At 38.3% G+C, this 24,365-nt stretch carries 23 protein-coding genes and 2 pseudogenes; 23 read left to right on the top strand and 2 right to left on the bottom strand.

Annotated elements, in window-relative coordinates; all coding sequences use genetic code 11:
• Nucleotides 1-10: 10 nt before the first annotated feature.
• Nucleotides 11-952 (top strand): ADP-ribosylglycohydrolase family protein, encoded by a 942-nt coding sequence (locus tag OIU26_RS04505; protein WP_264216058.1) that lies wholly within the window; start codon nucleotides 11-13, stop codon nucleotides 950-952.
• A gap of 210 nt (nucleotides 953-1,162) precedes the next feature.
• Nucleotides 1,163-2,083: a hypothetical protein gene (locus tag OIU26_RS04500; protein ID WP_264216057.1), complete on the top strand. Its 921-nt coding sequence runs from the start codon at nucleotides 1,163-1,165 to the stop codon at nucleotides 2,081-2,083.
• A 43-nt stretch (nucleotides 2,084-2,126) separates the two neighbouring features.
• Here the strand turns inward: OIU26_RS04500 and OIU26_RS04495 are convergent, their stop codons facing one another.
• Nucleotides 2,127-2,696 carry a TerD family protein gene (locus OIU26_RS04495; protein WP_025365467.1) on the bottom strand — a complete coding sequence of 190 codons (570 nt, stop codon included), beginning with the start codon at nucleotides 2,694-2,696 and terminating at the stop codon, nucleotides 2,127-2,129.
• A gap of 178 nt (nucleotides 2,697-2,874) precedes the next feature.
• Here OIU26_RS04495 and OIU26_RS04490 point away from each other — a divergent pair.
• From OIU26_RS04490 to OIU26_RS04415, 16 genes and pseudogenes are all read left to right on the top strand, one after another.
• Nucleotides 2,875-5,258 (top strand): annotated as a pseudogene (locus tag OIU26_RS04490) (polyprenyl synthetase family protein).
• Nucleotides 5,259-5,393: 135 nt separating this feature from the next.
• Nucleotides 5,394-5,933 (top strand): CueP family metal-binding protein, encoded by a 540-nt coding sequence (locus OIU26_RS04485; RefSeq protein ID WP_264216056.1) that lies wholly within the window; start codon nucleotides 5,394-5,396, stop codon nucleotides 5,931-5,933.
• Between the two features lie 282 nt (nucleotides 5,934-6,215).
• The gene (locus OIU26_RS04480; RefSeq protein WP_264216055.1) at nucleotides 6,216-8,279 is read left to right on the top strand and encodes a methyl-accepting chemotaxis protein; all 2,064 of its coding nucleotides are present in this window, start codon (nucleotides 6,216-6,218) and stop codon (nucleotides 8,277-8,279) included.
• Nucleotides 8,280-8,691: 412 nt separating this feature from the next.
• Nucleotides 8,692-8,871: a hypothetical protein gene (locus OIU26_RS04475; protein WP_264216054.1), complete on the top strand. Its 180-nt coding sequence runs from the start codon at nucleotides 8,692-8,694 to the stop codon at nucleotides 8,869-8,871.
• Nucleotides 8,868-9,269 (top strand): annotated as a pseudogene (locus OIU26_RS04470) (tyrosine-type recombinase/integrase). The gene OIU26_RS04475 and the pseudogene OIU26_RS04470 overlap by 4 nt, the downstream one beginning before the upstream one ends.
• A 443-nt stretch (nucleotides 9,270-9,712) precedes the next feature.
• Nucleotides 9,713-10,000 (top strand): hypothetical protein, encoded by a 288-nt coding sequence (locus OIU26_RS04465; RefSeq protein ID WP_228552500.1) that lies wholly within the window; start codon nucleotides 9,713-9,715, stop codon nucleotides 9,998-10,000.
• Between the two features lie 95 nt (nucleotides 10,001-10,095).
• Entirely contained in the window at nucleotides 10,096-11,280 is a 1,185-nt protein-coding gene (locus OIU26_RS04460; protein WP_264216053.1) for a DUF3800 domain-containing protein, read from the top strand.
• A gap of 213 nt (nucleotides 11,281-11,493) precedes the next feature.
• Complete coding sequence (locus OIU26_RS04455) at nucleotides 11,494-12,321, top strand: hypothetical protein (RefSeq protein WP_090889584.1); 828 nt, start codon at nucleotides 11,494-11,496, stop codon at nucleotides 12,319-12,321.
• A 149-nt stretch (nucleotides 12,322-12,470) separates the two neighbouring features.
• Complete coding sequence (locus OIU26_RS04450; protein ID WP_264216052.1) at nucleotides 12,471-13,664, top strand: hypothetical protein; 1,194 nt, start codon at nucleotides 12,471-12,473, stop codon at nucleotides 13,662-13,664.
• A gap of 205 nt (nucleotides 13,665-13,869) precedes the next feature.
• Nucleotides 13,870-14,478, top strand: a complete 609-nt coding sequence (locus OIU26_RS04445) for a TRADD-N-associated membrane domain-containing protein (protein ID WP_044788084.1) — start codon at nucleotides 13,870-13,872, stop codon at nucleotides 14,476-14,478.
• Between the two features lie 178 nt (nucleotides 14,479-14,656).
• A complete protein-coding gene (locus OIU26_RS04440; RefSeq protein WP_044788083.1) occupies nucleotides 14,657-15,430 on the top strand; it encodes a hypothetical protein in 774 nt (257 codons plus the stop codon).
• A gap of 249 nt (nucleotides 15,431-15,679) precedes the next feature.
• A complete protein-coding gene (locus OIU26_RS04435; RefSeq protein ID WP_044788082.1) occupies nucleotides 15,680-16,114 on the top strand; it encodes a hypothetical protein in 435 nt (144 codons plus the stop codon).
• Nucleotides 16,115-16,403: 289 nt separating this feature from the next.
• Nucleotides 16,404-17,312 (top strand): hypothetical protein, encoded by a 909-nt coding sequence (locus tag OIU26_RS04430; protein ID WP_264216051.1) that lies wholly within the window; start codon nucleotides 16,404-16,406, stop codon nucleotides 17,310-17,312.
• Nucleotides 17,313-17,341: 29 nt separating this feature from the next.
• Nucleotides 17,342-17,917, top strand: a complete 576-nt coding sequence (locus OIU26_RS04425; RefSeq protein WP_044788081.1) for a DUF6037 family protein — start codon at nucleotides 17,342-17,344, stop codon at nucleotides 17,915-17,917.
• Between the two features lie 142 nt (nucleotides 17,918-18,059).
• Entirely contained in the window at nucleotides 18,060-18,818 is a 759-nt protein-coding gene (locus OIU26_RS04420) for a hypothetical protein (RefSeq protein ID WP_264216050.1), read from the top strand.
• Nucleotides 18,819-19,020: 202 nt separating this feature from the next.
• Nucleotides 19,021-19,959 (top strand): AlbA family DNA-binding domain-containing protein, encoded by a 939-nt coding sequence (locus tag OIU26_RS04415; protein WP_052833380.1) that lies wholly within the window; start codon nucleotides 19,021-19,023, stop codon nucleotides 19,957-19,959.
• A 198-nt stretch (nucleotides 19,960-20,157) separates the two neighbouring features.
• Here OIU26_RS04415 and OIU26_RS04410 read toward each other — a convergent pair whose 3' ends face one another.
• Nucleotides 20,158-20,430 (bottom strand): DUF6809 family protein, encoded by a 273-nt coding sequence (locus tag OIU26_RS04410; protein WP_044788079.1) that lies wholly within the window; start codon nucleotides 20,428-20,430, stop codon nucleotides 20,158-20,160.
• Nucleotides 20,431-20,583: 153 nt separating this feature from the next.
• On the opposite strand from OIU26_RS04410, the gene OIU26_RS04405 reads away from it, so the two are divergent.
• The 5 genes from OIU26_RS04405 to OIU26_RS04385 all read left to right on the top strand — a co-directional run bounded on the left by OIU26_RS04405 (nucleotide 20,584) and on the right by OIU26_RS04385 (nucleotide 24,356).
• Nucleotides 20,584-20,808, top strand: coding sequence for a helix-turn-helix domain-containing protein (locus tag OIU26_RS04405; RefSeq protein WP_044788078.1), 225 nt, complete (start codon nucleotides 20,584-20,586; stop codon nucleotides 20,806-20,808).
• A gap of 140 nt (nucleotides 20,809-20,948) precedes the next feature.
• Nucleotides 20,949-21,416: a DUF2691 family protein gene (locus OIU26_RS04400; protein ID WP_044788077.1), complete on the top strand. Its 468-nt coding sequence runs from the start codon at nucleotides 20,949-20,951 to the stop codon at nucleotides 21,414-21,416.
• 204 nt (nucleotides 21,417-21,620) lie between these two features.
• A complete protein-coding gene (locus tag OIU26_RS04395) occupies nucleotides 21,621-22,520 on the top strand; it encodes a hypothetical protein (protein ID WP_264216049.1) in 900 nt (299 codons plus the stop codon).
• 466 nt (nucleotides 22,521-22,986) lie between these two features.
• Nucleotides 22,987-23,469, top strand: coding sequence for a hypothetical protein (locus tag OIU26_RS04390; protein ID WP_264216048.1), 483 nt, complete (start codon nucleotides 22,987-22,989; stop codon nucleotides 23,467-23,469).
• 41 nt (nucleotides 23,470-23,510) lie between these two features.
• On the top strand, nucleotides 23,511-24,356 hold the full coding sequence (locus tag OIU26_RS04385; protein ID WP_264216047.1) for a hypothetical protein: 846 nt from the start codon (nucleotides 23,511-23,513) through the stop codon (nucleotides 24,354-24,356).
• Nucleotides 24,357-24,365: the final 9 nt, after the last annotated feature.

The raw sequence follows: 24,365 nt of genomic DNA, 5'->3' as shown, positions 1-24,365 counted from the left end.
GTACATCAAAATGGCACTGATCAAGGATCGTTTTTTGGGATGCCTGGTTGGGCTGGCTGTGGGTGATGCTTTGGGAACCACAGTAGAGTTTAGCAGTCCAGGCACATTTGAACCTGTAACGGATATCGTAGGCGGCGGTGTATTTGGGTTGAAGGCGGGGCAGTGGACGGACGATACGTCTATGGCGCTCTGTTTAGCCGAGAGTATGGTGCAAAAAGATAGCTTTGATCCAGCAGACCAAATGCGCCGTTACACCAATTGGTACCACATGGGTTATATGAGCAGCACGGGAACGTGCTTTGATATCGGTGGTGCGACGAGAGCAGCACTACATCGCTTCGAGGCCACTAGAGAGCCGTATAGTGGGTCCGTTGACCCCATGACTGCCGGTAATGGCTCGATTATGAGGCTTGCACCTGTTGCCATGGCCTATGCGAACCGTCCGGAAGAGGCAGTGATGTACGCCGAGCTGAGCTCGCGAACCACCCATGGAGCAGTCGAAAGTGTGGAGGCCTGTGCTGTGCTTGCTTCAATCCTTGTGGCAAGTCTGCGGGGAGCGGACAAAGAATCCATGTTATCAGCCGACATCTGCTATAAGTGGCCGCGGCAGGAACAGCCAGCTTATTCGGCAGCCATTGAAGAAATCATTCAGGGATCTTACAAGGATAAGGAGCCGCCCGAAATACAGGGAACCGGCTATGTCATTCGTTCCCTTGAGGCTGCGCTGTGGGCATTTCACCATTCGACTTCGTTTGAAGAGGGGGCACTGCTGGCCGTAAATCTGGGGGATGATGCCGATACGACCGGGGCAGTTTACGGGCAAATTGCAGGGGCTTATTACGGGCAAAGCGGTATCCCGAGTCACTGGCGCGAGAAGCTGGCGATGAAGGAGACGATCGATGAGCTGATTGAGGCTTTATGGCAGAAGGCCGACAAGGGCCAGACATTTTAAGAGGGACATCTATAAAGATCAAGCTGGGTTGCTTTTATTATGAGCAGAACCCGGCTTTTTTTGTTCCCAATATTTTTGCCGATGACTCACTCTTGGGATAACTATCCATATCGCCATACTTCCGCCCTCCTCAGTTACATGTCGTTATGACAAAATGAAGTCCAGTACAAATCATACTTCACTTTACTGATCTTTAGAGGAGGAACTACGTTGTCACATCAATATAGACAGATTCATTCATTTGCTGATATTTCCAACTATACTAAAGGGTTTGAGATCGTTTCAACCCAATTTGGCCCTGATGGGCGCGTGTATATTTTGCTAATTGATAAAGTCCCAGAACGAGTGCGGGGGATGTTCCCGCCTGCCTCTCTTAAAGAGAGACGTACTTACAAGATACTCATTCTAGACGATCATATTGAAGAAGTGTATGTGGAGGGACAGCAGTTTAACTATCATTATGTACAGCCTCTACATCATCATCTACTGCTTGTCGGAGCGCGATGTCATTATTATGGATCCGGCCAATATGATTTAAATGGTAAAATCATTGATTATGAAGGCCGTACTGTGAATGAACTGCTGCTTGGAGACGGTATCCAGAGTGTTCAGGTTACAGGGGAAGGTACGATCTGGACCAGCTATTTTGATGAAGGTATATTTGGGAATTATGGTTGGAATGAGCCTGTGGGATCCTCCGGCCTTGTCGCCTGGAATAAAGAGGGACACAAAATATATGAGAACCAAGCGGCAGATATTCATGATTGCTATGCTTTGAACGTGATCAGCGAACAGGAAATCTGGTTTTATTACTATTCAGACTTTTCATTAGGGTATATTTCCGGTAGCGACCGTACGAATATTACGTTTGTGAATCCGAGGATTTCCGGCTGCTCCGGGGTGGCTACAGATGGGTATCACTTTTTGTTCGACGGCGGGTATGGCAAGAATGGACAATATGTCCTGAAAAAGAATGTGAAGCCAGGCAGCTTGAGCAAAGGACAACACATTCGCTTTTTAAATGACAATCAAAAGTTCCTTCAACCGCATGAACAGGATTTCAGAAAAGATCGCCTGCTGCTCCGTGAAGGTTCTCTGCTGTATCAGGTGGCTGTTGAAGAGATAGTATAAAAACCCACGTCAGACGTGGGTTTTTCCTTAACACCAAAAATACTTATTCATACGTTTTGACAAGCTCATTCAGGGAGGTAATGGTGCTGCCTTCCCCAATAGCACCGAATTTCCACTCCCCTCCATAGCGGTATACTTCACCTACACGGATGCTACACATCCCTTTATAGTCCTCTGTCAAATTGTATCGGAGAATCTCTTCATCTTGCGACGCATCCAATACTCGAATATAAGCATTGTTCACCATACTGAAATCCTTACGTCTACCAAAGCTGAAAAAACGGAATATATTCACAATAAATACGACTCTATGCACTTCAGGTGGTAGTTGTTGAAGGGATACAGTAATGACTTCATCATCACCGTCACCATGACCTGTCAAGTTGTCACCACTATGTACGACGGCCCCGCAAGGGCTATTTTTGTTTCCGAAATATACTAGATTTTTCGTCTGAGTCAGCTTGCCGTTCTCATTAAGAAGCAGTGCTGATGCATCAATATCCATGGATCTGCCCCTCATAGGGTCCCATCCAAGTCCTACTTTGAGCACGGATAAATGTGGATTATTTTTGGTTAGGTCTACCTTCTGCCCTTTAATTAGACTAATACTCAACGTTATGCCTCCCTATCATTATTTTTGTTCTACTCTGAAATTGTAGCATATATATAGAAGGATATAATCTATTCGTAACTTCACAGATTTTTTTCCGTATAAAGATAAAAACATGATCCAAATTCGTTCCCTTAGGGAGAAATGCAACCATGTTTAAACAAAATGAGAAGTTGAGGTAATGCATCATATGAATGAAAAATTTCGAGCCGATACAGGATACCAGCTGGCTGAGCAGAAGGCGCTCCAGTATTTTGCATCACTCTATAATCAGGTCAAGGATAAGACTTATGTGACTTCTCTTACAGAAGATATCCATATATGGAAAAGGAATCATATCCATTCTTCTTCATGGTTATCCTTCTTTTCGCGGAATAAGAGAAAGCCGGATACTCGGGATTATGACAGATATATTCAATGGCTGAGTTACACGGGGAAGTTAGATGAATATCTGAAGCGGAGTGTCTCTTATATTTACATGAGGGATCTAGGCAAGGCTCTAGATTCTGCACACACACAGACCCGGATTCAGCGCGTTATTGCTGACGTGAAAAGATATTTGCTTCACCCTACCCGTGCTAACAGAAGAAATCAACCGGAATTTATGAATATAGCCGGGGTGTATCGGTGGTCTCAAAAGGAAGGGATCGAAGCCACTGTAATCTGGCTAATCAACAAGCTTAACTCTGTATCTTCTCATATTCCTGAGGAAATGGATGCAGAGCACGCTCAGCGCAAACTGATTAAAATCATCATTGGGGTTATTCTGCATGTGATGGAAGAAATGGACGAAGCCGTGCCACCTGTTGAGCGTTCGCGCAGACTGGATGAAGCGATTAGGCTTGGGTACTCCTATGGGCTGACCTACCCTTTTATTGATGATCTTCTCGATTCTCAGCTGTTGACCATTCAGGAGAAAGGGCAATACTCCCATATGATACGTAACGCGCTTCTTACCGGATCTGTGCCAGAGCTGGGCGACTGGACCGGTGAGCATATGAAGTTTATTCGCTATATCCATTCGGAGCTCTCGGATGCTTTTGAGTATATTAAGGCACATCAGCGGTCAGACACACAACAAATCTTTTTCGAGCAGTCCTACGTTTTCTTTCATTCTCAAGATATCGACCGGGATAAGAATCTAGCGAAAGCCAATTACACCAATGAAGAACTTTATATACCCGTGATTTTAAAATCTGCTTCTTCCCGCTTGATTGTCCGTTCCGTCATTAGTGCTCCTGAGGATGAAGGGTTTGAGCAACGAACATTCTATTATGGTATCTATAACCAGCTTGCTGATGATTTTGCAGATATGGCTGACGATATGAGGGATGGTGCGGTAACACCCTATACCTATTATTTAAAATATCATCGTCAGAGATCGGATTTGATCAATCCCTTCGAACTATACTGGGCGGTCATCTCTCACTTGATTCATAACGTGTATGACACGGATGCTATGGCTCGCGAGGTGATACTGGATCGTGCAATAAATGGACTCAAACGTTATAAAGAACGGGTAGGTGCAGAAAAGTACAATGAAATAATGGGGATTTTTGCATCCGGAAATCCTGAATTTAATCGTCTCATCCAGAAGATGGTGGGCAAAGCAGAGGATGTAGATTTCTTCGATAAGCTGCTTCGGGATCAGATGATCAACTGAAAAATGATTCAAGAGAAAAAGAAGACTTTATGAATACGGTCAAAACAGTCCGTGACCAGATTAACAACCAATTGAAAATTACCAAGCCTTCTGGGATCGAGGCCATGAAAGAACAGCTTATTGAGGCTGCCAATTATAGTCTTGAGGGGGATGGGAAAAGGATACGCCCTATATTGACCTGGGTCATGGGTGTGAACGAATATGGCTTAGACGCATTGGCAATCGTGCCTCTTCTAAGATCATTGGAATATATGCATACAGCCTCCCTGATTTTTGATGATTTGCCTTCCCAGGATAACGCGTCTACCCGTAGAGGACGTCAGACATTACATCAGGTGCACAATAGCGCTACTGCGGAATTAACCGGTCTGTATCTGATCCAGAAGGCCATCGGGGAACAAGCATCACTGAACCAGTTCAATACTGAGACTGTACTTGCCTTGATCCAATACTCGGCCCGTAAGGCAGAGGATATGTGTATGGGTCAGGCGATGGATCTGGATTCCAAAGGAAAGGCTTTGACCTTGGAGCAGCTGAATATGATGTGCTTTTACAAAACAGGAGTGGCGTTCGAGGCTTGTCTCGTTATGCCAGCCATGCTCGCACAGGCCGAGGAATCAGAGATTGCCGCTTTGCAGAAATTCGCCTATCATATGGGGATTGCTTTCCAGATCAAAGATGATTTGCTTGATGTGGAAGGAGATACGCTCTTACTTGGAAAACCTGTGGGTCAGGATTCGGATAACAACAATTCGAATTTTGTGTCCATCCTTGGTTACGAAGGTGCCAGTCAAGAGATGTGGGAGCACTACTGTCTTGCCATGGAAGCATTAAAAGAGGTGCCCCGCAATATCGCTTTTCTGAAGCATCTAATGAATTATATTGTGAACCGGGACCGTTAAAAAGAGTTGTGTCCCAGATATGTCTGAATAAACAAGCAAAGATGTGAATATCTGGTGTCTTCATTGCCGTATTTTGTCCGTTACGGCGCATTCTCTATTATAATGTTTTAAAACGGACAAGGAGATGAACTCCAGATGAAAAAAGGAATTTTGGTCGCTTCAGGGTTGGTTGTTGCGGCATTAGGCACGTACCTGATTGCAGGAAATATGTGGAAAGAAGGAGCGGACAAGCTTGGGACAACCGATATCAAGCAATTGGTGCATGATTTCAGCGCAGGCAAGGCAACAGCCCAATCCGCCTCCATTAATTCCAGTCAGTTAATTGTTAACGAAGACCATACACAACCCATAACTTATGATTTGCCTGACAACGAGTTTTTTGTTTCGATAGCGCCATATGTAGAAGAGACCCACCCTTGTGCAACTCATAGTCTTACCGGCTGCCAAGGCGAAATAAAAAACGGAGAATTCAATGTGACCGTTCAAGACTCCGAAGGGAATGTCATTATGGAGAATGCTGCCATGAAATCACAACCCAATGGTTTTATTGATCTGTGGCTGCCAAGGGATAAAACCTACCGCATTAGCGTGAATCATGAAGGCAAAACGGCCCAAACGGAATTCTCTACATATGAGAAAGACGATACATGCATCACAACGATGCAGTTGGGTTAACGATAGAGAATAAAGGTTGAGCTTACGGATCGCTCGAACGCTTTAAGTCTGCAAAACCTCGCGTGTTCATAGCTTTTTTAGTAAAGAGCCTGCGTCTGACGGAGGCTCTTTGTGCTGCTCTAATCTTTTGCTGGAGTTACCGAACAGGTTGGGAAGAAATCTATGAGGAATCAGATAGCAAAACTTTAAATTGTGTATACTAAAAACCTATTCAAACAGCTGCAAACTTCCGACATATTATCTAAGAGCTTTTCGCTCAATATTCCTCGGGGAGATGGCAGCATGTCACAAAATATGAAGAAGCGCGCAATCAGATCATCCAGCATCGCCAACACATTGGCCATGGTCTTGTTAGTTATTATCGTTGTCGTCTTTGCAACCTTGGGGACGTTCATGTATGCGAGCACGCAAAGCATGCTTGTCAAGCAGCAAGAGGCCATGCTCCAGACCAAGACGCAGGCCACCGTCAGTCAATTTGATGCGTTATTTAAGGAAAAGGGCTCACTTGTCAAACAAATGGCAACAAATAATCTTTTTCGGCAGTATATAGAGACCACCGAATCAGCTGAAACGGTAAAAACTTCCCCACACGCTGCGGAAACCGAAGCGACTCTGGCAGCGATTGTAAAGGCAGAGCCATCATTTGCTGATGCTTGGATTGCGGGAATAGCTGGTAAAGGCTTCTTTCTACAAAATGATGGTGCTGTTTCCAAGCCGGATTTCGATATCAATACACGCCCATACTTCAAGCCAGCTGTTGAAGCAGACGGTTTATACTACTCAGAACCCTATAAGGACGTCAATACGGGGAATGTGGTCATGGGCATTTTCTATCCGATCAAGGATAGCGGTAACCAATTAATCGGATTTGCTGCTGTCGATATTGCTTTCAAAGACATCCCTGCTGTTATGCAAAGCTATTCGCTTGGAAGCACAGGCTATTCAATTCTTGCGTCCAAAACAGGTGATATTTTGTATCACCCTGATCAAAATAAAGTGCTGAAAGAAAAGATTAACGAAAGCACAGGTGATCTTGGCGAGATCGGTAAGAAAATGATTGCTGGTGAGTCTGGAGTACAGTTGATTAATGATAATGGCGAGCGTCGTTACATTGGGTATGCAACCAGTAAAGATACGGGGTGGTCCGTAGGCTTAACCATCTCTGAACAAGAGGCACTCTCAGAACTAAGAACCTTTACCTGGATTACGATTGGCGGTTTTGCTGCAGCTACCATCCTGCTGGTTATAATTTGTTATATAACGCTCCGCTATCTGTTGAGATCAATCCCGAAATTGCTTGCCAAAATCAAGCTGATTGAAAATGGGGATTTGACCGTTCAGTTTGATACGCATTCCAACAACGAAATCGGGCAAATTTCTCAAGGAATTTACAATATGGTTCAAAAAATTCAAGGCATGCTCCAAATGGTGGGCGGCTCAGCCCAAGTCTTGAATCAGTCCTCAAATGATTTGCAATCCATTTCTTCCAGAACCGCGATCACGATGAACGATACGGCGACAGCAATTAATGAAATTGCCAATGCGACGAACTACCAGTCCATCGAGACGGATAACATTTTACAAAAAACCGGAGCCTTATCCGGCCAAATTGACGAAATTGCTAATGATGCCAAAACCATCGAAACGATGGTGCAAATCTCTGCTGAGCAAAGCGGACAGGGGCTTGCGGTAGTAGATCAGTTATCCAGATGGGCGGAAGAAAATCACAATTCCACACAAGCGATGTCGGCCATCATTCAGGATATCGATCTGAGCCGTCATGAGATTTCGGGGATCGTGGATACGGTCAACCAAATTGCAACACAGACCAACCTACTGGCGCTCAATGCTTCTATTGAAGCTGCGCGTGCAGGAGAACAGGGCAAAGGGTTTGCTGTGGTTGCCGGGGAGGTTCGCAAATTGGCTGAGCAGACTGCACTGGCAACACAGGAAATCTACAAGAAGGTACGAGTCATCGAAGAAAAAACTAGCGTATCGGTTGAGCATACCGTTCATGGTCTGAAAATTGCAGAAGAAAATGCCAGATCGGTAGAGGACACGAAGCAAGTGTTCTTTAGCATTAACAAGGATTTGGAAGATTTGAAATTACGAATGATCCAGATCAGCACCAACACCTCCAAAGTCCACAAGCACAAAGATGAGATTTTGCAGGCGCTGGAGATCATCTCTTCCACCACCGAAGAGAATTCCGCTTCAACCGAAGAGGTCAGCGCCAGCACGCAGGAACAATTGGAGAGCTTCGAACAGGTTGCTGAACTATCCAAACAATTAAACCAATTGTCCAATAAGCTTCAAGACGAATTAAAACAGTTCAAGGTTGAGTAGCAAGTCTACTAGGCATGATTTTGACTTATATACAGCAAAGCCCGCGATCAGCGCGGGCTTTTTAGCGGCTTATCTTATTTTCTTAATAAAATAATCAGGCTATTCTTTTGTTTTTTCGGTGAGGTGACGGAGGAACTAGGCAAGTAAAGGCAAGACACTTTGTGATGATGAAAATTGGACTTAATGGATCAATAATTCACTCTGAAAGAATCAGGGACTTAAGATGAATATCCATCTTAAGTCCCTTTTTTTGTGTAAAATTAGATTTCCAATTTTTTGAACCGCTGATATACTAAGGAGACAAGGGGGGACAGCAGCAAGACGATTAAAGCATACATATCGCAAACGGAACGTTTTTTTGCAAGATTGCAAGGGACCGAAGCAAGCATAAATGATGCGACGGTGCAAAAATATGCGTTGGCGCTGCTCGAAACACGCTTATGTTAACCAAGCGATCAGCGCGCTGAAATTTTACTTTCGCCATGTGCTAAAGCAGCCCAAATCCGCCGCCTATATTCGTCCGAAAAAGGAGAGTAAACTGCCAGATGTGCTGTCCATGAATGAGGTTATGCATCTGTTGAAAGCGCAGTGAAAAATCCAAAGCATAAGGCTATTCTGTACCTGACGTATACATCCGGGCTGCGGGTAAGCGAAGTGGTGAGGTTGCGTCTTGAAGACTGCGACCGTGAACGGAAAGTACTGAAAATTCGTCAGGGAAAGGGCAGGAAGGATCGGCAAACGCTGCTATCCGAAGCGGCTTTTGCGGTGGTCGAGCAGTATATAGGGGGGGAGCAGCCAGCAGACTGGCTGTTTCCAGGGCAGAGGGAAGGCCGCCACCTGACGGAACATTCAGCGTAGAAAGTGTTTGAAAAAGCGCTGGCTGAAGCGGGCATTCGCAAACAGGTGAGTATCCATTCGCTAAGGCATTCCTTTGCGACCCACTTGCTGGAGAATGGGATTGATCTTCGCTATATTCAGGAACTCTGCTAGGGCATCAGAGTGTACGAACGACGGAGCGGTATACACATGTGAACAGACGGGACATTGGGCGGATTCAAAGTCCGTTGGATCGGATGAGCGGGCTGGAGGATTGAAACGCAGAAAGTGCGGGAATAGGGAGAAAAGTGCAGAATTCACGAAGTTCGTGAATATGACGAAGAGAGTATTCTTTCGGAAGTTCGTAAATAAGACGTTATCTGCAATTTCTCAAATACATTTAGGGAGGGAGAAGTAATGAAAAATCATGATGATGAAAAATCTGCCTTAGAAGAAGCTGCCGTTAGCATCTTTGTAAATTTATATATTTAAATCGCGAAGATCACTTAGAAGTAATAGAGAGACGTGAGCGTCCAGATTATATCTTAAAGAGCATAAAAGATGGATTAGTAGGTCTAGAAGTAACTCACCTATTCTACGATGCCGACGAAGCTAAAATGTTATTTGGAAGATCGGCTGAGGAAATGCATGGATTAGAAAATTCAGCAAGCTATATGCAGGTTCTTAATGAACTACTGAAACAGAAGGAAAAAAAGATAGAGAAGTATGATGCTGCATATCCAATAGTGCTTTTAATTAGGAACGCTTCTCCTATATTCGGAATGAGTGATTTTCTTAGAAATAAAAATGCAATATACAAGCCAGAAAAATACACTCATATTTGGTTTGTTTCAAAAGACGGAAATGATAATGAATGGTCGTTAAAAGACTTGCTTACTGTTTAGTCAAAGAAGTGAGAAACAGCAGATAACATAATATTCATGCATCGGACATTCGTCCTCGGTCCGGCAGTCGCCGGACACCCAGCATGCGCTGGGTCATGAATACAAGAACGTTAGATGAAATCGGCAAAGGAAAGGAAAAAAAGATGACTATTCATGATCTATATTGTGATGAATCCGGTAATAGTGGCGGAAACTACTTGGATCCTCAACAGCCATTTTATGTACTAGCAGGATGGCTTATTCAGAAAGATCAAAGATTTAAAGTAGATAGTATAGTTCAAAGATATTTGAAAGAATACTATCCCGAGAAGACTGAATTAAAGGGAGCAGAAATTCTCAAAAGTAATCAAGGTCAAAAAATCGCAAATCAACTATTTCATGAAGTGGGGAAATTAGGCTGTGTACCGTTTTATATTATTGCTGAAAAAAAATACTGTATCGCTGGAAAAATTGTTGAAACATTTTTAGATTCAGAACATAATGACATTGTTCTTCCAGTCTTTTCTTGGATGAATGGAGTGAAAAAATCAATTGCAGAGATAATCTATAATGTTTGTCCTCAATCAATAGCTAAGTTTGCAAATGTTCATAATAATCTTTTTATTGAAGGGATTAGTGATGTTCAACAGACTATTATTTCAGAATTAAATGATTCTGGTCATTACAAAATAGCTCAAGCTATAAGCGGATCATCTGGATACATGGGGGATATTCTTTGGGAAGAGACTCATTCACTAACAGCGATGAAAAACAAAGCATTACGTAGTCTAAACTTACCTACATTTGCCTCGTTTATTCAATTATCAGAGAGTTTTGCTCGCAAAGTTGGAATGAGAAAGGTTAGATTTTTTCATGATGAGACAAGACAATTTGAGGAAGCATATCCAGAAGCTTTTAACTGGTATAGAAAAGGGGGAAAAGCAACTTTTAGGTTAGAGAATGGGGCTGAGATCATTTCCGGTTTTGACTGTTTGCAAGTATTTAAGATGGTTAAGTCAACTGACAATCCAATGATTCAATTGGCAGACCTATTTGCAAGTTTTACGAATCTTTTTGCAACTAGGGTCTATTTAAATAAGAAAATATCTCATGAGACAATAGAGTTTGGAAAACTTATAATTGGTGGAATGCTCGCAAGTGATAATGAAGTTGAATTAAAAATGAATGACACAGTAACTTCTATAAATTGCCTTGCTACACTACTGAAAAGTGTGGGATTACAGGTTAAAATACCCAGAATTAATAAAAATACAGGAATTGAAAGGTACTTGAGTAAATAGTTTATCGAAGAAGAGCCGACATCATCAAACATAATATTTCTGCATCGTCGCGTTTGCTCCTTGGTCGCGAAGAGGAGTATCAGGGAAGTAATTTAGGCGACACATTCAACTGGCCAAGTCTGACGCCCCGTTCCCTTTGGTCACTTAAGCCACTTGAACGTCAGAAATGCCAAACGTTAGGCGAAATCGACTTAATGTATTGGGGGAGTTCCAATGACAGAAATTAAAGAAAAGATTTTACAAGATATTTTAAAAACAGGCTTCCCCCTTGAAATGGAAGTTGCAAATAAATTTAAAAGAAACCATTGGTCAGTAGACCATAATACTTACTATATTGACAAGGATGAACTTAAAGGTAGAGAGATAGATTTAGTCGTTACATATTTTTTAAGTAATCCTGTTTCTGTCCTTTCAAGTGATTATTTTGAACTACATTTTGTTATGCCGATCGAGATTAAACTTGCAAATAAAAAACCATGGGTGTTTTTCTCAAGCGAAACGACCCCATTTGAGCAACTGATGAATAACCAAATTATTAAGAGCTCTGTAGGTTTTAAAAGCGAACATCATTTATATTATGAATTAATTAAAAATCACGGTACTACACTGAATGAAAATTTAGGAAGATCATTTTATGAAGCTTTCTCGGGAAACGGTTCTAGGGATGACATCTATAAGGCACTTACCGGAACAATCAAAACACTAGAACATCTTATAGAAGATTGTTCCCACGATGAAGAGAAAAGTGAAGAGTATTCGAGTAGATACCTTTATCTCTATGAACCAACTATTCTTGTAAAGGGATCTATGTACGTAGCTAAAATCGAAAATGAAAATATTTTAATTGAAGAAACGGATTATGTACAAGTGGCGTTTAATTACCTGTCACCAAATTATAAGAAAAAAGACTATATTGTACATGTAATAAATCACGAGAAGTTACCGCAATATATCTCTTCTAAGGAAAGTAAAATGAAGCTTTTGTACAAAAAATTAAGTGAACTTGAAGGTATATCATTGGAAGAAGTCGACTTTGCCTAACATTATATTCACGTATTGGGCATACGCCCTCGGTCCGGCAAGAAGGATTTCGGGGAAGCAGGATTAGCCTGCCACACCTGGCATTCGCCAGGCGTCATGAATACAGGAACGTTAGGCGAAAGTGCTTGATAAGTCTAGGAGGTTGAAACGTGGAAGAAAGAATAAAAGAAACATTAAAAAAGATAAATTCCAAAATAACATTTGATATTGATATTGAGTCAGAGATTGTTGTTATTACTGACCCAAGGTGGCCTGATGAAATTGAATTTTCATTTGACAGCTCGAATTTAGATGCTTTTTTTGATGAAGTTAAAGTTTTTTTGTACAGCAAATATATACCTATTACTGGATGCTATAGAGAAGATTACTTTGAAGTTTTGGTAGATATCAAAGATTTAATTTTGGGGAATGGATTAGAAGAAGTTGAACTTTCAGGAATGCAATCAGATGGACAGAAGATATATTATGAAATAAGTGCTTATTCTGGAGAAATTAGAAAGCTAATTAATTTAAACCAAAACTATAGAGAGCTTTTAGAAGAAGATTGGTATTCCAGTCTGAAAATTTATAACTTAAATACAAATTTAAACTTTGATATTGATGATCCTAATGCTATAGAAAGTATGATGTTTATTGCAAAGTCTGTTTTATTTGAATTGTCATATAAATATTCTGTTGAACTTCGAATAATTGAACTGCCGGAATCTGATGAAAATAATGCAGATGATATAGTGTATGAACAAACAGAGGCATTAAATTCAATAAGTAATACAGTAGTGAAAGTAACTTACGATAGCGAAATGTTGAATTACTATTATCGAGCTATGATTATGGATAATAACGAGTTCAAATGCTTAGCGTTTTATCAGATATTAGAATGCATCTTTGATGAAGTATATCAATATGAACTAGTTCAAGATGTTAAGCAGATTCTAAATTCTAACTGGTTTTCAACTCACAATGAAGAACATATTTCAAAAATGATCAGATTGGTAGAGCAATATAACAACAAGAAAACAGATGTAGAAAAATTAAGAATGGTTCTAGAAAGATATTTCAAGGGCGATATACATGATAATGCATTCATTCTAGTTAATAATGAAGTAATAAATGAACTAAAAAGTCTTCATATTATTTCTAAGGAAGAAGAAATCAAAAATATATCAGTAATTGCAAAACACCTATTTGATTTTAGATGCGAATGTACCCACTCCAATAGGAAATTCCCCACAAAAAATAAGGTTTCTTTCGACAAAACCAAGTCGGAGTTGGATAGTTATATTCAATTAATAAAGATGATTTCATCCAGAGTTATTTGCAATTATAAAGTTAAAGAACTATGAATTTATAGATAAGGGTTTGAGGGATTATTCGAAAAAAAGCACCTCCGCCTAACATTATATTCACGCATCGGGCATACGCCCTTGGTCCGGCAGATGGATTTTCGGGGAAGTGGAGGCAGCCGAACACACCTGGCATTCGCCAGGCGTCGTGAATACAGGAACGTTATACAAAAGGCTCTGAAAAAATCTATTGGAGGATTCACACATGTCGTTTGATCCAGTAATTCAAATTGTACAATCTGTAACAGTAGCAGTTCTTGCAGCTTCGGTTCTGCTGAGCGTAAAACAAGCTTTTGATAGGAAACGAAGTAAAGAAGAAGAAAAAGAAGTACAAAAAGAAGTAACAAAAGCAATAGAAAATTTTTCAAATGATGAATCAAATGACATTCTACGGTTAATGAGAAGAAATGTTGGGGAGATAAAAGAATATTATACAATAAACAAACAACAAGCTAGAAATGCGTTTTCTTCAGCCTTAATTATTTGTTTCTTAGGATTTATTATATTTGCTTCAGGATTTATCAGTATCTATTTCATAGAGGACAAGAGCAATATAGTTATCTATACAACAATTTCTGGCTCAATTGTTGAAGTTATTTCAGGCTTATTCTTTTGGTTATATAGTCAATCTCTTAAACAAATCAATCTTTTTCATGATAGTTTAAGGAATACGGAAAAGTTCCTGACCGCTATACAATTAGCAGAGAATTTATCAGAAAAAAATAAAGATTTAATTTATGGATTTATTATTCAAAGTATTTTTAAAAATGACAATTTAAATATAACAAAGAATGAAAGTGATAAATCTTTTTAGCATATTCTAAGAAGTTGAGTCCTTCATATAACATAATATTCAAGATGCTGCTCCGTTGGAGCCTTGGTCTGCTGGATGGATTTCGAAGAGGCATTTTAGCAGATAACCCCTCCGGGGTTCATGAATACAATAACGTTATCTGAAAGTGCAAAGAGATATTTTAAGAGGGTGAGTATGTGTGAAGGAGAATGAAATAATAATTGAAGATTTAAGAATGTATAGGAAAGTAGGAGTGAAAGCTGAAAACGATGATAGATTAATTATTATGCAAGATGTTGAATCTTTTATTCTTGATGGGAAAAGAGTTGAATTTACAAGCCCTAATAACATTGCAATATGTTTAAGTAAAGCGATGAAAGAAACAGACTTAGCGAATAGTATTTTTGATTCCTTGATTAAATCTAAAATAAAAAATAAAGAAGTTAAATTCAACGACTCTGAAACAGTCAGTCTATTTGATTATTTTGAACATCTGGAAGTAGGAATTATATTCTCGTATACGGCAGTAGAAGCATTCGCAAATGTCGCTATCCCAGAAGAGTTTGGTTATGAAATCAAAAATAATAAAGGTATTAAGGAAATCTGGGATAAAGCTGCAATCGAACGATGGATGAAAACAACAGATAAACTCAGATACATTCTCCCCAATATATTACAATGTAGTGATCCTTGTAATAATAAATTTTGGTCAGATTTCAAAAAACTCGAAGATATTCGCAATAAATTAATTCACCAGAAAACATTTGAAATTAAACGTCGTGATGAATCAATTTACAAGAGCTTTTTCAATGAGTCTATCTTCAGAATAATTAAATCTGGATTCTTAGTAATAGATTATTTTGTAAATATGGATATTGACAATATTAACTTTCCAAATGGTTTTGGGGAAGCTAAATTATTTATTGAAGAAATTGATGATTTTCATAAACACTGGTTTCCGATAGAAGATTAGAGTCTGGATTACTCAAAGAAGAATGACCTTCAGATAACATCATATCCACGCTTCGGAGCCTTTTGGCTCCTTGGTCCGCCAGAAGCGATCGGCAGGGATGCATATTAACGTACACATCCGCACCGACTAACCGCATCGCGGCCGCTCCCGTTGGTCGCTTAAGTCGGTGGGACATCGTGGATACAGGACGTTATATGAAAGATCGGTAGACCTTTAAAAAGAGAAAAATTAGAAAAGGGGATAATAAAAATGGATGAAATTTACTTTTTAAGACATTACCTCTCGTCTCTCAAGTATCGATGTTCAAAAGCAATTCTAAATGCTCCAAGTAATTACCCGAATTATGAGCTCGGTAACGGTGTAAGAACTCCAATTGAAATTTTGGCACACATGTCTGATGTCATAAGATATGCCCAATCCGTTTTTGATAACCAAGTACAACTTAAGAAAGAATCAGGAAACTGGAATGACGAAGTACAAACATTTTTTAATGAGCTGCATAACTTAGACAATTTAATGAAATCAAATGGAATACCAAACAAAGATAGAATTATCGAAAAACTGATTCAAGGACCATTATCAGATGCAATGACACATGTTGGTCAATTGTCAATGATAAGAAGAATGGCTGGAGATTCAATACCTGGAGAGAATTTCTTTATTGCTGAAGTAAAGGTTGAATAGTTATTGATAGTAGTTCAAGCAGACCGATCCTTCAGATAACAAAATATTCACGCTTCGGGCCCTTCGGCCCTCAGTTCGCCCGATGAGGCAAAGCTGAAAGTGGATTCAGGCGAACACACCCCCACCACCCAACCGCGTTGCGGCCAGTCACTTCGTTCCTTTAAGGTGGTGGGGCGTCGTGAATACAACAACGTTAGGCGAAATTTACAAACATATAGGATTATCTTATTACCTGTACAAAACCACATGTTCATATAGTGGGTCAATTTAGTATAGAAAGGAGTTCATTATGGAAAAGTATATGATTTTCGAGAACAACTTGGAAATTATGAAAAAGGCATATTCTATCTTGAAAAGTAGCTATGCTTTTCATAATTGTACTGTACGTACACAAATGTCTTTTATTAATGGATTAGACGAGGTGAATTACAAAATATTAGATTATAAACTAAAAGCTATCCGTCAAGATTTTTCTAAAATTCTTGTTATTATGAATAGTATTGATAAAACGTATTCAGCATATCAAAAGCATGAATACGATTTTTCGTATTACTCTATTATGAATGACCAAGCAACCTCTGAGTTAGGCTGTTTTATTGAATACTTATTCGCAAAATATCGTGTGATATTGGAATATATTCAGCAGATTTTAGAAATTTGTATTCCACCAAGGTTTGATGACGGCCAAAAAAATAATTACAATCAGCTTAAAAAATATTATAAAAAGTATAATTTTTTATTGAAATATATTGCGGATAATGTTAATGGGAAAAGTGCTCTCTTGAATATGGAGTGGTTTCAACAGCTTAGAATTGAAAGAGATCTTATAATTCATGACGGTGCTACTTGTGTAGTTTTTGGAGATAAGCAAAACTTAACATTTAGAGTAATGACTACTGATGCAATGGATAAAGAGGATGATGAAGAATCAGATACATTTTTTACTAATGATAGAGGCTTGATAGATTATTCGCGCTATTGGGGATTGCATATTTCAAAATTGATTATTTTTGTTGAAATTGTTTTCGAGTTTTTGTTAATGGATAGTGAAATTACAGATGAAGCAAAATGGGTTTTAGAACATATGTTGGAGCAAGGTAAAAATGAAGTAGTTGATTCTGAGAGGGAAGTACTTCCAGATATGCAAGATGTTCTTGTGAACATGTTACATTCAATAATTGAAGAATGGGATTGCTAATAATGACATTTTATTAAGGAGTATGATAAATGATTCTAGAAGGACTCAGAACCTTAACCAAAGAAATGAGAGTAAATAATCTTGAAAGATATAAAATATCTTTTAAATTTAACAATGTAGCATTTGATGTTTTTTACTTTATAGATGAAGTTCCTTTTATCTTGATGTTCGGAGTAAAGGCATACAACTTTTACTTTGAAATTAAAGTGAAGAAAGGATTTCAAATTAATCCGACACTAAATAATAATGATTATTACAAACTATTAGAGATTTTGAATCTCAATTCATCAAGCAGTAAACCATTTAAACCGCAATATTTCTTTGAAGAATTTAATAAGAAAATTCCATTAAAGATTAATCTTGATGAAAAACCCAAACCGCATGAAATTGCTCAATTCAGAAAGGATGTAGAAGAGAGCGACAGAATCTATTTTTTAGGGTGGAGAGATAATACTCTTAGAAATGAAAACGTAAGTCCTGAAAACCTCAAGAAAACAAAAGTACTACTTGAACGGAGTGCTTATGAGAGATGCAAATTAAAGAATATTAGTAGTAGATGGACAGATGATTTTAAATTAGCTAAAGATTATTATCCACCAGATTAATCAAGTAGATTTAAACCTCGCCTAACATAATATTCACGCATCGGACATTCGTCTTCGGTCCGGCAGTCGCCGGACACTCAGCATAGGCTAGGTCGTGAATACAGGAACGTTAGGCGAAACTCTCGAAAAATAGGAGGAACTAATGAATACAAATACTGAAACCATTGAACTTACAAAAAACGAAAAGAAGAGTTTTGATTATGGTTATTGGTTTGGTCTACTGCTATTTACACATTCAAAATATTCGATGGTAGATAGTTATTTGAAAGACAAAAAAGCATATCAATTTCATGTTGAAAACCAATGGATTCGAACTAATTCCCAAACGAATGAGTCTAGACCAATTTTATATAGTGATTCGGAGGGGAAGTCTTTTATTGAGTCTTTTCAAGAGGATATCAATGAAATGAATAAGTTATTTGCAAATCAGTTTATTGTTTACAACGCTACGTTAGTCGAGTCTTTATTGCAGGAAGCGTTCATCTTTGTATTTTTACAAAAACCTCAGAGGATAAACTACATATATGAACAAATGCCGATTGAAAAAGAAAGACTTGGTTTCTGTTTGAATGAATTTCTCGAATTTGAATCGAAAGAGGTATATTTACAAACTTTGTGCAGTCGTGCAGCTTCAATTTGTATTGGAGGTAAGTTTAAAGATGCTTTAAAACGTTTGGAGAAATTACTTAAAGCTGATATGAACCACGACCACAAAAAAACTATTATTGAACTTACTGTAAAGAGAAACAGTATTGTTCATGAAAATAAAGAATACGAAGTAACTGATAATTATTTCGAGGAAATACAAGAATCGCTACATCATTTATTAGATTTTATTAGAGACAACTTAAAGAGGTTGGGAGTAACTGTGTTTGATCCAATAAATGACTATGGACTCTAATACATCAGCGATAGATTATGTTTGAGCATTCAGAGCAGTCGAGAGAATTGCCTAACAAAGTATTTACGCAACGTCGCCCCCGGCTCCTTGGTCCGGCATGGAAGGAGTTCGGGGAAATGAAGACAGCCGGACACCCAGCATACGCTGGGTCGTGAATACAGAAACGTTATGTGAAACTTAAGAAACGAAGGAGATAGTATAATTGTTCAGCAAAGAAGATATAGTAAAAATGATCAATAGTGAAGAAAATAAAGAAATTGAGTTCAAAGAATCAATTTCAGGCTTAAAAGCAGAAGATATTGTTGCCTTTGCCAATTCTAAAAGCGGCGGAGTAATCCTTATTGGTGTAAGAGATGGAGCTGCTTCTGATGGTAGGCAAATTGGGTCTATTATTGGCTGTAAGGTCAATGACTCTGCAAGACTTACTATTTTAGATAAAGCACAAAGCTGCAGGCCAGCTGTAAATCTTAATATAACTAGTCATGGAATAGACGGAAAAAATATTTATGTGATTGAAATTCCAGGCGGAGAATATAAACCCTATTGTACTGAAGGAGGAACCTATCGTATAAGAGCAGATGGAAGAAAGCGCTCATTGTATCCCAATGAGTTATTATCTTTATTTATGGAAAGTGAAAGAGAAAAATTCATTATGAGTTTTAAAGATGCAACAACTTCAATCGAAACTCAATTAGAAAAAACGAGAACTATAATTGTAGAAGAAACAAGTAAAATGGCATCTACACTCACTAACTTTGAAGAGACAGTTTATCCTACGTTAGATAGCATAGAGAGTAGCGCATCTAGTGCAGAATCGAGTTCAGATAATGTAGAAAATGCTATTACTAGTATTGAAAACAACATTAAAGATATATGGTCAGTTTTATCGCTATCTCTTCATATATTGCCTTCAATTAGATCTAAATTAGATAAAGAGCATAATAAAGATTCTCTTGAATTAATAGTCACTGAAATCACAGAGAAGTATCTGCATAAATATATTGATAATGAAGAGAGTTTAACAGACAAAAAAATAAAAGATCATATTTTCTTTCTTAGAATACTTTTTCCTAGTCTGAGTGAGAAAGTAATTATAGATGTGTGGAATAGGTCTTTGAAGAAAATAATTGGCTCTAGATAACTTGAGGAAGGTTGAAGCATCACATAACAATATATTCACGCATCGGGCATACGCCCGCGGTCCGGCATGGAAGGATTTCGAGGAAGCAGAGTCATCCGGACACCCGGCATTCGCCGGGTCGTGAATACAGGAACGTTATACGACAGAATCAAGAACAATAGAAAAAGAGGGTCATATGACCCTCTAAATACTAGAATTTTACAATTCACTTAATAGTTGTAGAGCATCTTTGAAACCTTGTATGTAGATACTTCTTTCTAGGATGGATTGGAGAGAAATTTGGGCGTCTTCGTAAAGAAAAACCGTATGTTGAAGTTGATCGGGCAAAGCATCACGAAGCGTTTTAAAATATTGATCTGTCTCCGAAGAAAGCTGAGTGTACTCCTTATGACACTCCAGAAGCTCAGTATAGAGTAATTCTAAACGTATTCTTATAAGTGGTTCTGTTAATGATTCTAATGTATTAATCATATGTTATTCCTCCTCTAATTAACTCTATAGAGTTATTATATAACCTTATAAAGTTAATTACAAGGTGAATATTTGACTTTATAGAGTTAAAACCTCGCTTTTCGTTGATGATTGCTGGTATGGGAGATAAGATAGAATTATGGAGGGGAAAAGATGAACGTAATCAAGTGCAATATACGAGAACTCATGGCAGAACATCGAATAGATGATATAACAGAATTGATGGCGAAATCGGGCTTAAGTCGGAATTCAATCAACAAGTTGTATAGGGAAACGAATATAGAAACAACAAAGCTGGAAACTTTATTCAAGCTATGCGATACATTTAACTGCAAATTATCAGATATAATTGAGTATGTACCCGAAGAAAACCAGTAGTGAAGAAGCGATTCCGTCATATAACATAATATTCACGCTGCGGGCATACGCCCTTGGTCCGGCAGTCGCCGGACACCCAGCATGCGCTGGGTCGTGAATACAGAAACGTTACATGAAATCAGCGTGAAGTGGGTGAATAAATGAATAGAGGCGTAAGTTTTGAAATTCCAAATTCTTATGGAAACCATCTTGGAGAGATTTTAAAGCCAATAGATATAACTACTTTCAGTTGGTTTATTGGTGGAGAAGAGTCATATTTTATTGTTGATGATACTTTAGGGGGTAGTCTCTTTCCAGACATGGTTACTGGAATGGATGGAGAAGATCTTAAAAAGATTATTGATTACAACAAGTACTACTTAATATTTGCGAATTTAAAGGCGTATCCAAAAGGAGCAAATATAATAGATGTAATGTCATATGAAGAATATATTGCGAGTGAGTGTCAGATTATTCTTCTTGTGATTGATAGTGTGTACATAACAGTTTACTGCAAAGACCTTGAAAAACTTGAGGACTTATATGATCACATAAAGAGAAAGGGATATAAATCTCTGGAATATATAACTGATGAAAATGATACAAGGACAAGACTATCAGTTTGGTGATTAAAAACAAAAAATGATTGTTGTAAGTAATTCAAGGAAGACGCTGAAATCTGATAACATAATATTCAAGCTGCGGCTCTAATGGAGCCTTGGTCTGCGGAATGAATTTCGGAGAGGCATTTCAGCAGACAACCCCGTTGGGGTTCATGAATATAGAAACGTTATATGAAATGGCCGTGAAATACTTAATTAGAGGTGGATTCAATGAAGCTAGAATTTAGAGACGAGATGCTTATCCCTCAGATCAATGGAGAAATATATTATTCCATTTATGACCTTGAAAATTGGCTTAGAAGAATCTGCTTGACCGTATATATGATTGAATACGGCGCTGATTGGATGAATCATGTTCCAAAGAAAATAAAAGACGGATTGGTACGTAGAATTTCTAAAAGTCAGGAGTTAATTTATTTAGATGCAGATAGTGAGGAGAATATGATATGGTCACTCACACAAGGTGAATTGGCTCAAATGCTATTCAATCCGAAGGTATGGAGTAGGATTCAAGAATTAACGGGGTTTACTCAGGAACGACTCTCTCAAAAGTTGAACGAATTAAGGGAGATTAGAAATCTTTTAGCTCATAATAGGGCACTTTCAGAACGAACATCAATAATTGCTAGAGGAATAATCGAATCACTTCACCTCGTTATTGATCGTTTTAAGAACAACTTCCTATACTCAAGTAACATGGAAATCATTGAAGATAATGCCGATGATGAAGTATGTGTTTACTTTTCGAGCAAGATGAAGGGCAACGATTGGAGTAAGTTTCAGGCGTTTATAGCAGGTGATGAAGTATTATACTCGCTAGTTTGTTTACCTATTGCGCTAGATTGTCGCTATCCAAGTGCATATAAACTTCTAAATAAATTTAATGGTGTAATGGAGAATATTCTTTCAATACAAGTAAATAAAACAGCAGATGAATTTATTATTTTAATTCCAAAAAAAATATCAAAAGATAATTGTGTTAAGATAATTGATATTTTTCTTGAGAAAGATGATTTGTTCACTTATAAGGAATTTGAAAGTCAGCATCCTAAATATATTTGCAATCCGAAGATATGGTTCTATGAGAATAGAAGGCCAATAAACGAGTAGTGGAGATTAATCGGAGAAGACGGCCACATCCTATAACATTATATTCACGCATCGGGCCATACAGCCCTCGGTCCGCCCGAGGCATTTCTGAGTAGCGGAGTCAGGCGAACAACCCTGCGGACCTAACCGCGTCGCGGTCGCCCCGTTGGGGCTTAAGGTTCTCGGATTCGTGAATAAAAAGTACGTTATGTGAAATCGATAAAACGAAAATTAGAGGACAAAAATGATTGAATTACTTGTGAAGTTTTATAAAAAGAAAGTCACATCTTATCGATTGGTATTTCGGTTTATGAGAATGAAATACACATTATTGAGAATTTCGTTTTTTCTTTTTATGGTATCGGTTTTACCAATGATTTATGGTTTGTTGATAGGCTTGGTATGGACAGAGTTTCGCACAGTAGGCATATGGTTTTTAATCCTTTTTATTTTTACATTATTGATATTGATATTCATGTTTTCACTAGTGAACAAGAAAGCTAAGATAATTGTGAAACAGAAATATGACATCAATCCGAGTGGTTGGCCTTGGCGAACACCGGAATTTGAAACAATGCAGATAGATATTCTAAAAGAACACTTAAATAGAAATCATTTGTACACAGAAAATAAAATTAAATTACTGATAGAAGGACTTGAGAAAGATATTGAGAAAAGTAAATTCCCTTCTCTTATTAATCCAGGAATATTTATTTCACTCTTTGTGCCAATTTGGATACAGTATCTCACCTTTAAGTACAAGATGATTACAACTGAAGAACAAGCTATTTCAACGTTAGTCGTTAGTACCTTTTCTATTTTAATGATAATTGTTTTAGTGAATGTTATTAAGAGATTTTCCAATGAATTAAAAGAATTAATTTTTATCGATGACAATATATATAAGAAAATGTTGTTAGAAAAACTTGAAGATACATTATTACGTTACAGAGAAGATCAAGATTTATAAGTAGCGACTTCACATAACATATTATTCAAGCAGCGGCTCCTTTGGAGCCTTGGTCTGCGAGAAGGATTTCAGGAAGCATTTCAGCAGACAACCCCTTCGGGGCTCATGAATACAGGAACGTTAGCCGAAATACTTGTAAATTCATAATTATAGGGGTTGTTTATGTGCTTGTTGTTCATTGGTCACCTGTGAATTACTCAAAAAATATCTTGAAAAACGGAATTAGAAAAAGTCGGAACGGGGTTTACTGCTTTCCTTTAACAGGACAAATTGCATTGGATCGTTGGTGGATGAAAGCATTAAAGAGATTTAGAAGAGATGGAAAGAAATATAATGGATTTGTATTTAGAGTGGAAGAGTCTGATTTTCCTGCTTATTTTGGTCATTTTATAGGACACATGACAAGTGACAGAAGCGAAAAACCTATAAAAACGCTAATTGAATTAGGTATGGAAATACAGAATACAATCATTTGGAGGATCGGAGAAAGAGCTGTATGGAATAATATCGAAGTACATAACCATGATCAGGATTTTTTAAAGCTGGGGAAGGAAGTAATTAAGAAAAACCCAGATGTTTATAAGGAAACTTTAACAGATGCAGCATTCATGGAATACATCCTAGAGGACTGTCAACTTGTTTTGACGAATTCTATAAATGCTATTCGAATCATTCGGGTTATCTCACCAACTAAAGAGTTTGGAAAAGTCTTATACAAGCAAAAGAAAGATGAGTATTTGAGTGAAAACTCGAAGAGGATCATTACTTCGGCTAACATAATATTCAAGCAGCGACTGTGTGAAGCCTTGGTCTGCAAGGTGGATTTCGAAGAGGTATTTCAGCAGACAACCCCTGATGGGGTTCATGAATACAGAAACGTTATGTGAAATATCCGC

Origin of the sequence: Paenibacillus sp. BT-177 (assembly GCF_025846815.2) — a bacterium.
In the GTDB taxonomy this organism is placed as follows: Bacteria; Bacillota; Bacilli; order Paenibacillales; family Paenibacillaceae; genus Paenibacillus; species Paenibacillus polymyxa_C.
This window is presented reverse-complemented; position numbering and strand designations above follow the sequence as displayed.